Here is a 7,155-nt window from a genome sequence, read left to right as displayed (position 1 = left end):
ATTTCTACTACCCAGCGGGTTCGTCGCTCGCCCCCGGCGGGTACGTCGCTGCCCCCCAGCGGGTACGTCGCTCATACCCAGGGGGGCTGCCGCCGACTCTGGCCCCCTCTCCCCAGCTAGACCGCCGGTTTCAGCCCTAGATCCCCTTCTGGGTAGAGGCTTGGGGTGAGGGGCAGATACCCGGTGCAGGCCCTACAAGTCTCAGCTCCCCACCCAAGCTCCAGCCTCCGTCCCCCGATGGCTACTACGACTACCTCAAGATGGCCGCCGAGAAGTCCCTGGAGCGCTCCCAGACCTCCAAGTTCGACCTCCTCATGCTGCATGACCCCGACAGCATTGCCTACACCAGCGACGTCGTCTGGGACGCCTTCACCCGCCTGAACACCGAAGGCCTCACCGGCCGCCTCGGCATCGCCCCCGGCCTCGCGAATGGCTTTACCCTCGACTGGTGACACTCCCCACCGCTTCCGCAAAGCGCGAAAGAAAAAGCCCGGCTCCATCACGGAGTCGGGCTTTTTCATGTCCCACGCGGCAGAGCCAGCCTGGACTCACACTACCACGATCTCCGCCACTGGGCCCGTCGTGGCTTCCAGGCTGCCGTTCAGGGCGATGATCTTCACGCGCAGCAGCGCGCCGCTGGGCTGGTTCTTCAGCAGCTCCTCACCGTCGCCGCCGCTCTTGCCGTATTCGCGGAAGTCCGCGTCCACGCCGACGATCTGGATCAGGATGCGGTCGTTGTTACTGCGGGTGCCGGGCTCCCACTCCGCCAGCACGCGGCCCAGGCCTACCGTGGTCAAAACCAGATCCACAGCGGGATCGGGCGCGCGTGGGTTCGCCGGGATGTTCAGGCCGAAGACCTCCCAGCGCGGATCATCACTGGCCAGGCGCAGCTCCAGCTCATCCACCAGCGCGATCAGCAGGCGGCGCAGCTCCTGGAGACCGGCCTTCTTCGCCGTCAGGGCCGTGCCCTGGGCCGTGGCGGCAGCGTTCGCCGCCTCGCGGCAGGCACTCAGTTGATCATGCAGGGCCTGGGAGCGTGTGGAGGTCACCTCCGTGCGCGGGCCGCCGGCGGGGGTCTGGTAAGTCGGGTGCTGGTTCAGATACACGGCCAGAGCCGACAGGCATTGGAGACGGCCCGCCTGCGTATTGGGCACCGCATTCGAGTTCGCCGGCGGATTCGCGAACCCGGCCAGCGCCCACTCAGACGAGGGCTCGCGGCCCAGTATGCCAATCAGGGAGGTGCGGGCGGCAGAGAGGTAGGCCTTGCACTCATCATCCTTGGCCTTCCGTGCAGCGGCAGCGACGTCACTGACCTGCTCTGCCTGTTTAAAGCGGTAGATCAGACCGAGCACGGGCGGCTGTGCTGCCAGATCACCTTTCAGGTTGAGTAGGGCTGCACGCAGGTCATCCTCCCGCACCAGCTTCAGAGGGATCACATCTTCCAGCGCGTGGCAGCCATCGGCGCAGTCTTCCCCCAGCGCGAGCAGAGGGCGTTCGGGTTCAGGAATCGGGTTATTGCTCATAGAACGTCGGGTTGAGGGTGTGTTCGTTGTTGGATTTGGATTTATATAGCCAGGATCACCATTTTCTAAGACATAAGATGGGTCACTCCATCTAGCGTTGGGGTTATCCCATGTCTCACCAGAGTCGAATCTTAAAACTCTCATAGATAGGAAGGGGAATGCAGGTCTGCCTGCCCGATTGACCGTCGATTGCATAGCCGGGCGTGCTCGTCCTGCCCGATTGACCGTCGATTGCATAGCCGGACGTGCTCCGCCTGCCCGATTGACCGTCGATTGCATAGCCGGACGTGCTCCGCCTGCCCGATTGACCGTCGATTGCACAGCCGGACGTGCTCCGCCTGCCCGATTGACCGTCGATTGCATAGCCGGACGCCATCAGTCTGATCGCCTCGCGGCATGGCGCATCCCAGCGGGTGGCGCATTCGCCTGCCCGCAGTGGGAAAGGATGAAGAAACGTCATCGTCGGCCCACCCGCCCAAGGTTGATTAGACGGAAGTAGGAGTTTTGTACTAAATCACGGTCAAAGTGTCGAGATTATTTTCATTTTTTGGTTTCCCCAGGCCATGCCCACAGGGCTCTGAGACGCAGCCATAAGAAAATAATGACGAGCTGGATTTTTTAAAATGGTGGTAACCCACCATGAAATTAGCGCTTCATGCGAAGAGACCTGAATCAAATGTGTGTTCCCACGATGAAAACCTCTCCCCTCATCGATGCCTCGGCCTGCATGACCGCACCGGTGCCGCCACCTGCGCCTACGGCGCGCGTAGCACTATTGCCGAGTCGCTTGGGGTCGTAGACCATCCACCTGCTTCCAGGTATTCACCTCTTTTACTCTCTACCCCCGCCATACGTCAACTTTACTGAACCGCATCCAATGAAAACGAAATCCATATGTTCTCGCCTGCTCACTCATACCCGCATGGCTATCGGAGCCCTGCTTTTGTCATGCTCTTTCTCCGGAGTGGCGTTAGCAAACACGGGAGTGAGTTTTACTTCTGGTGCCGTAGGCGCTAACGGGAACTACAACCTTGGCTACAGATTCAGGGCCGTTACAACCATCACTGTCACCCATCTGGGATATTGGGATAACGGTTTGAATGGTCTTGCCACTTCTCATCAGGTTGGACTGTGGAACTCTTCTGGGACCTTGCTAGCCAGTGGGACCGTGCCTTCCGGGACGGCGGGCTTGCTGGAAGGTCAATTCCGCTATGTCGCTGTGACTTCAACGGTTTTGACGGCGGGAGAGACCTATTACGTCGCTGGTTTCGACCCAAACATCGACGGGTACACCGGCGATCCAACTGGGTTCGCGGTGGATCCAGCCATCACCTATCTGGGTGATGCCTGGCAGAGTTCGTTCATTTTTCCGAATAGTATAATCGGCGGATTTAATGGCTGGTTTGGCGGAAATATCAAGTTTACCGTCGGCTCCCCCAACACCGCCCCCTCGATCACCAACAACGCCAGCGCAGCCAGTGCTTCTCTGAACTTCGTGGAGAACAGCACCGCCACGATCATCGACATTGACGCGACGGATGTGGACGCGGGCCAGACGATCACGTTCAGCAAGAGCGGTGCTGATCAGGCCTTGTTCAACCTGAGCGCGGGCGGTGTGCTGACCTTTGGGTCGGGCCGCGACTTTGAGTCCTTCAGCGATGCCAATCTCAATGGTGTGTATGAAGTGACTGTCACTGCGACGGACAATGGTTCGCCGAGCAACCTGAGCGACTCGCAGGCGCTGAGCGTCACCGTCACCGACGTTAATGAGATCCCGAGCTTCGTGAAGGGCGCGGATCAGCTGCTGCCCTACAATACCAGCAGCGCGCAGACCGCCGCAGGCTGGGCCACCGCCATCAATGACGGCGACAGCACGGTGACGCAGGCGCTGACCTTCAATATCAGCAGCAACAGCAACGCCGGTCTCTTCACCACCGGACCGAGCATCGACAGCAGCACCGGCACGCTGACCTACACGCCGAACGGCACCGCAGGCACGGCGACGATCAGTGTCACACTCACCGACGACGCCAGCATCAACGGCACCGCCGCGCTGACCACCGCCTTGCAGCAGTTCACCATCACGGTCCAGACCGCGCCGGACTACACCGTCGCCACCAGCAGCGGCACCCTCACCGTCACCGATCAAAGCGGCAACAGCGACACCCTGGCCATCACTGAGCCCGTGGCCGGCAGCATCAAGTTCGCCGCCAGTGGGCGCACCTTCAGTGTGGATGGCGGGCTCAATATCACGGGTGACTCGGGTAACATCTCGCTGAGTGGCATCACGCAGTTGACACTGAATCCCGGCACTGGCGCTGACAACGCGAGCATTGGTGCCTTTACCAGCACGCTGCCCAACGTCAGCATTGGCTCAGCGGTCAACCGCTTTGGAAGCGTGAGCTTCACCGGTGCTTTCACTCTTGGCGCTGCCAATACGCTGACGGCTGATGCCAGTGGCAACATCAGCAGCACCACCGAAGGCATTATTGCCACAGGCGGCAATATCACGCTGAGTGCGGGCAGCGATGTGCTCATCTATGGCAACATCAACCACTCCACGGGAACGGACGCTACGCTTACCCTGCGAGCCAACAACAACATCTACTTCTATTCCAGCGCGGACGTGACCTCCACCAGCAACAAGCTGCATGTGGTGCTCAATTCGAACCGCGACGCGACCGACACCGGAGCCATCCGCCTGGATTCCGGAACGGTCATCACCTCGAACGGTGGTGATATCACCTTCGGCGGCGGTGCCGATCCGCTCGCGGCAAATGCCATCGGAAGCGCGAGTTTGCCGAATGGCGTTTTGCTTTCAGGGGCGACGCTCGATTCGGGTGCGGGTGCTGTTTCCCTGCGTGGACAGGGCGGAGCCGTTGCCGTTACCGGGAGCAACACCAACGGCGGTGTTGTCCTCGATAGCACCGATACCGTGCAGACCTCCACCGGCAATATCTCGATCATCGGTGTGGGCGGCACGCTCGGCTCGACCGGGTCTCTCGGTGTCTTTATGAGAGTTGCTACCGCTGCAATCACGACCGTTGACGGGGCGATCAACATCAACGGGACGGCCCAGACTGCGACTGCAGGCAATGCCATCGGCATTGGCAGTCAAGGCGGCCTCATTTCGGCCACTGGCAGCGGTTCAATCACGCTGGTTGGGACAGGGGGCACTGCATCGGGCAGCTTCGATGTCGGCGTGCAACTCGTTAACAACGGCCTTGTGCAGGCCGCCAGTGGTGCCATGGTGATCACGGGCACGGCCACTTCCGGCAGCAGCTCCGGCGTCCGCCTTTCCACCAGCAGTTCCGGGCGGTTCGTCTCTACTGGCAGTGGGCCGATCACGATCACGGGCACTGGCACAGCCACCGGTTTCGGTTTTCAGTCTGGCGGCGTAAGTATCCTGGGTGGCCCCAGTTCGACGGGCAATATCACCATCAACGCGGATAAAATCGACCTGACATCCGGCACGCCATCCGTGCAAACCTCGTCCACTGTCACCCTGCGCCAGAAGACCAACGCCCGGCTCATCAACCTCGGAGCCGCTGACAGCGCCACCACCCTCGGCCTAACCGATGCCGAACTCGACCACATCACCGCTGGCACGCTCGCCATTGGTGATGCCAACAGCGGCGCACTCACCGTCAGCGCGGCGATCACGCGCAGTGCGGCGACGGTGCTCAACCTTGCCTCCGGCGCGAACATCGACCTCACCACCGGCTCGCTCAACAGCGCGGGCGGCAACGTCACGCTCAACCCAGGCACGAACGTCTTCGCCAGCAATAGCGGCATGGACGTGACCACCGGGGCGGCTGCCAGCCTGACCCTCCCAAGCGCGGACAGCCTCAAGATCGTGATCAACGGGGCCACGGCAGATAGCGGCTACACGCAGCTCAACGTCGCCGGACTCATCGACCTCACGGGAGCCGTCCTCTCCCTCAGCGGCAGCTACACGCCAGTGGCCAATAACATCCTCACCATCGTGAACAACGACGGAGTTGATGCCGCCACCGGCACCTTCAGCGGTCTGGCCGAGGGAGCGGTCGTCACCTTCAACGGCATCCCAGTGACCATCAGCTATGTGGGTGGCAGCGGCAATGATGTGACTCTTTCCTACCTGAATGAAATTGTCGTGCATAATGGCAGCCACAGCCTGGCTCCTGAACTGGTGGACGGGCAGGTCACGGTGGTGAACTTCGGCAGCACTGCCCCGAATGTGGCCAGCGTGCGCAACTTCACCGTGCGCAACACCGGGGATGCCGATCTGACGATCTCAAGCATCACGGTGCCCTCCGGCTACACCACCAACGGAGCCTCCGCCGTGCTGGCCTCAGGCACCTCCTACAACTTCCAGGTCGCTTTGGAAAGCGCCACCCCAGCCACCTACGCGGGCAATGTCGTCAACAACATGATGACCTCAGCGAGGCCGCCTTTGACTTCCCGGTGACCGGCACCGTCGTGGCTCCCGGCAGCGCGCCCGTGGTCAATGTGGGTGGCGAAGTCGCCGTGACGGGAACCACGGGCTCCGCCGTGCTCGGCGGCCCGGTGGGCTCCACGCTCTACAGCTTCATCGGCTCCCCGGCACTGAACTCCAGCGGTGTGCTTGCCTCTGCGGTGCAGATCCGCCATGCTGACGCCAGCCTGCACAGCGGTATGATGGTCGGCCAGCCGCTGGTGCTCATCGCCACGGATACTCAAACGGCTCCCTCACTCCCAGGCGTGACCCACTTCAGCTTCAGCCCTCCCGTCATCAATGAAGCTGGCTACATCGCCTTCACCGGTGAAGTGCGCGGCGCGGGCATCACCGCCAACGTCAACAGCCGCTGCCTGTTCAGCAATGCCAGCGATGGCACGCTCAAGCTCGTCGCTAGAATCGGCACGAATGTGGGTCTGGGCAGCAACCTGAAGACCATCGGCACCTTCTCCATCGGCGGTGATTTGGTCATCTTCCTCGGCACCCTGGTGGATAACCGCAGCGTGCTCTTTGGCTGGGATGCCAACACCGGCCTGCGTCCCCTCATGCGCAACGGCCAGAGCCTCGACGCCAACGGCGTCACCAAAACCGTGAAGAGCTTCAGCATCCTGGCGACCACCAATGCTTCCTCCGGTCATGGCAAAGAACTCAGCGTGGCGCCCACGGGTGAGTCCCTCGTCACCTTCAGCGTGGTCTTTACGGATGGCACCTCCGGCGTCGTGGTAGGCAGCTTCGATGGCACGAGTGATACCGGCTTCGGTCTCACCTATGGCACCAGCCAGCAACTCGCCGACACCTACGCCACCGCACCGGGAGTCATTCCGCTGGCGAAGTGGGGCAGCTTCCGCAGTCCCGGCTTTGACAACACGGGCAGCTACTACGGCTTCATCAGCCAGATGGTGACCAACACGCTGGCCGGAGTCAGCACCACGAACAACGTTGGTGTCTTTGTGGATACCGCGCCCGGAGTGCTGACGCTGCAACTGCGTGAAAACGACGCAGCCCCCGGCACCAGCGGCCTCGTGTTTAGCGACTTCAGCGACCTCGTGCTTGGCGGCGGGGACTACGAATACCTCGTCAAAGGTGAAGTGCGTGGCAGCGGAGTGGTGACCAACGTGAATGACAAAGGCCTGTGGGCGCAGCACGCCACGAACG

General features: G+C 61.6%; 4 protein-coding genes. 3 read left to right on the top strand and 1 reads right to left on the bottom strand.

Going from position 1 to position 7,155, the window contains the following annotated elements:
- Positions 1–140 precede the first annotated feature (140 nt).
- The gene (locus AC6FTP_RS24460; protein WP_497209528.1) at positions 141–452 is read left to right on the top strand and encodes an aldo/keto reductase; all 312 of its coding nucleotides are present in this window, start codon (positions 141–143) and stop codon (positions 450–452) included.
- Positions 453–548: 96 nt separating this feature from the next.
- On the opposite strand, the gene AC6FTP_RS24455 is transcribed toward AC6FTP_RS24460, so the two are convergent.
- Positions 549–1,523 (bottom strand): hypothetical protein, encoded by a 975-nt coding sequence (locus AC6FTP_RS24455; protein ID WP_497209527.1) that lies wholly within the window; start codon positions 1,521–1,523, stop codon positions 549–551.
- Between the two features lie 877 nt (positions 1,524–2,400).
- On the opposite strand from AC6FTP_RS24455, the gene AC6FTP_RS24450 reads away from it, so the two are divergent.
- Both AC6FTP_RS24450 and AC6FTP_RS24445 read left to right on the top strand, forming a co-directional pair.
- The gene (locus AC6FTP_RS24450) at positions 2,401–5,973 is read left to right on the top strand and encodes a beta strand repeat-containing protein (protein WP_497209526.1); all 3,573 of its coding nucleotides are present in this window, start codon (positions 2,401–2,403) and stop codon (positions 5,971–5,973) included.
- The coding region (locus tag AC6FTP_RS24445) for a DUF7453 family protein (protein ID WP_497209525.1) at positions 5,970–7,155 on the top strand (1,186 nt) is incomplete at its 3' end. The genes AC6FTP_RS24450 and AC6FTP_RS24445, both read left to right, overlap by 4 nt.

The organism is Prosthecobacter sp., from assembly GCF_044378005.1.
Taxonomy (GTDB): Bacteria; Verrucomicrobiota; Verrucomicrobiia; order Verrucomicrobiales; family Verrucomicrobiaceae; genus Prosthecobacter.
The sequence above is the reverse complement of the archived record's forward strand: the minus strand, read 5'-3'. Positions and strand labels throughout refer to the sequence as shown.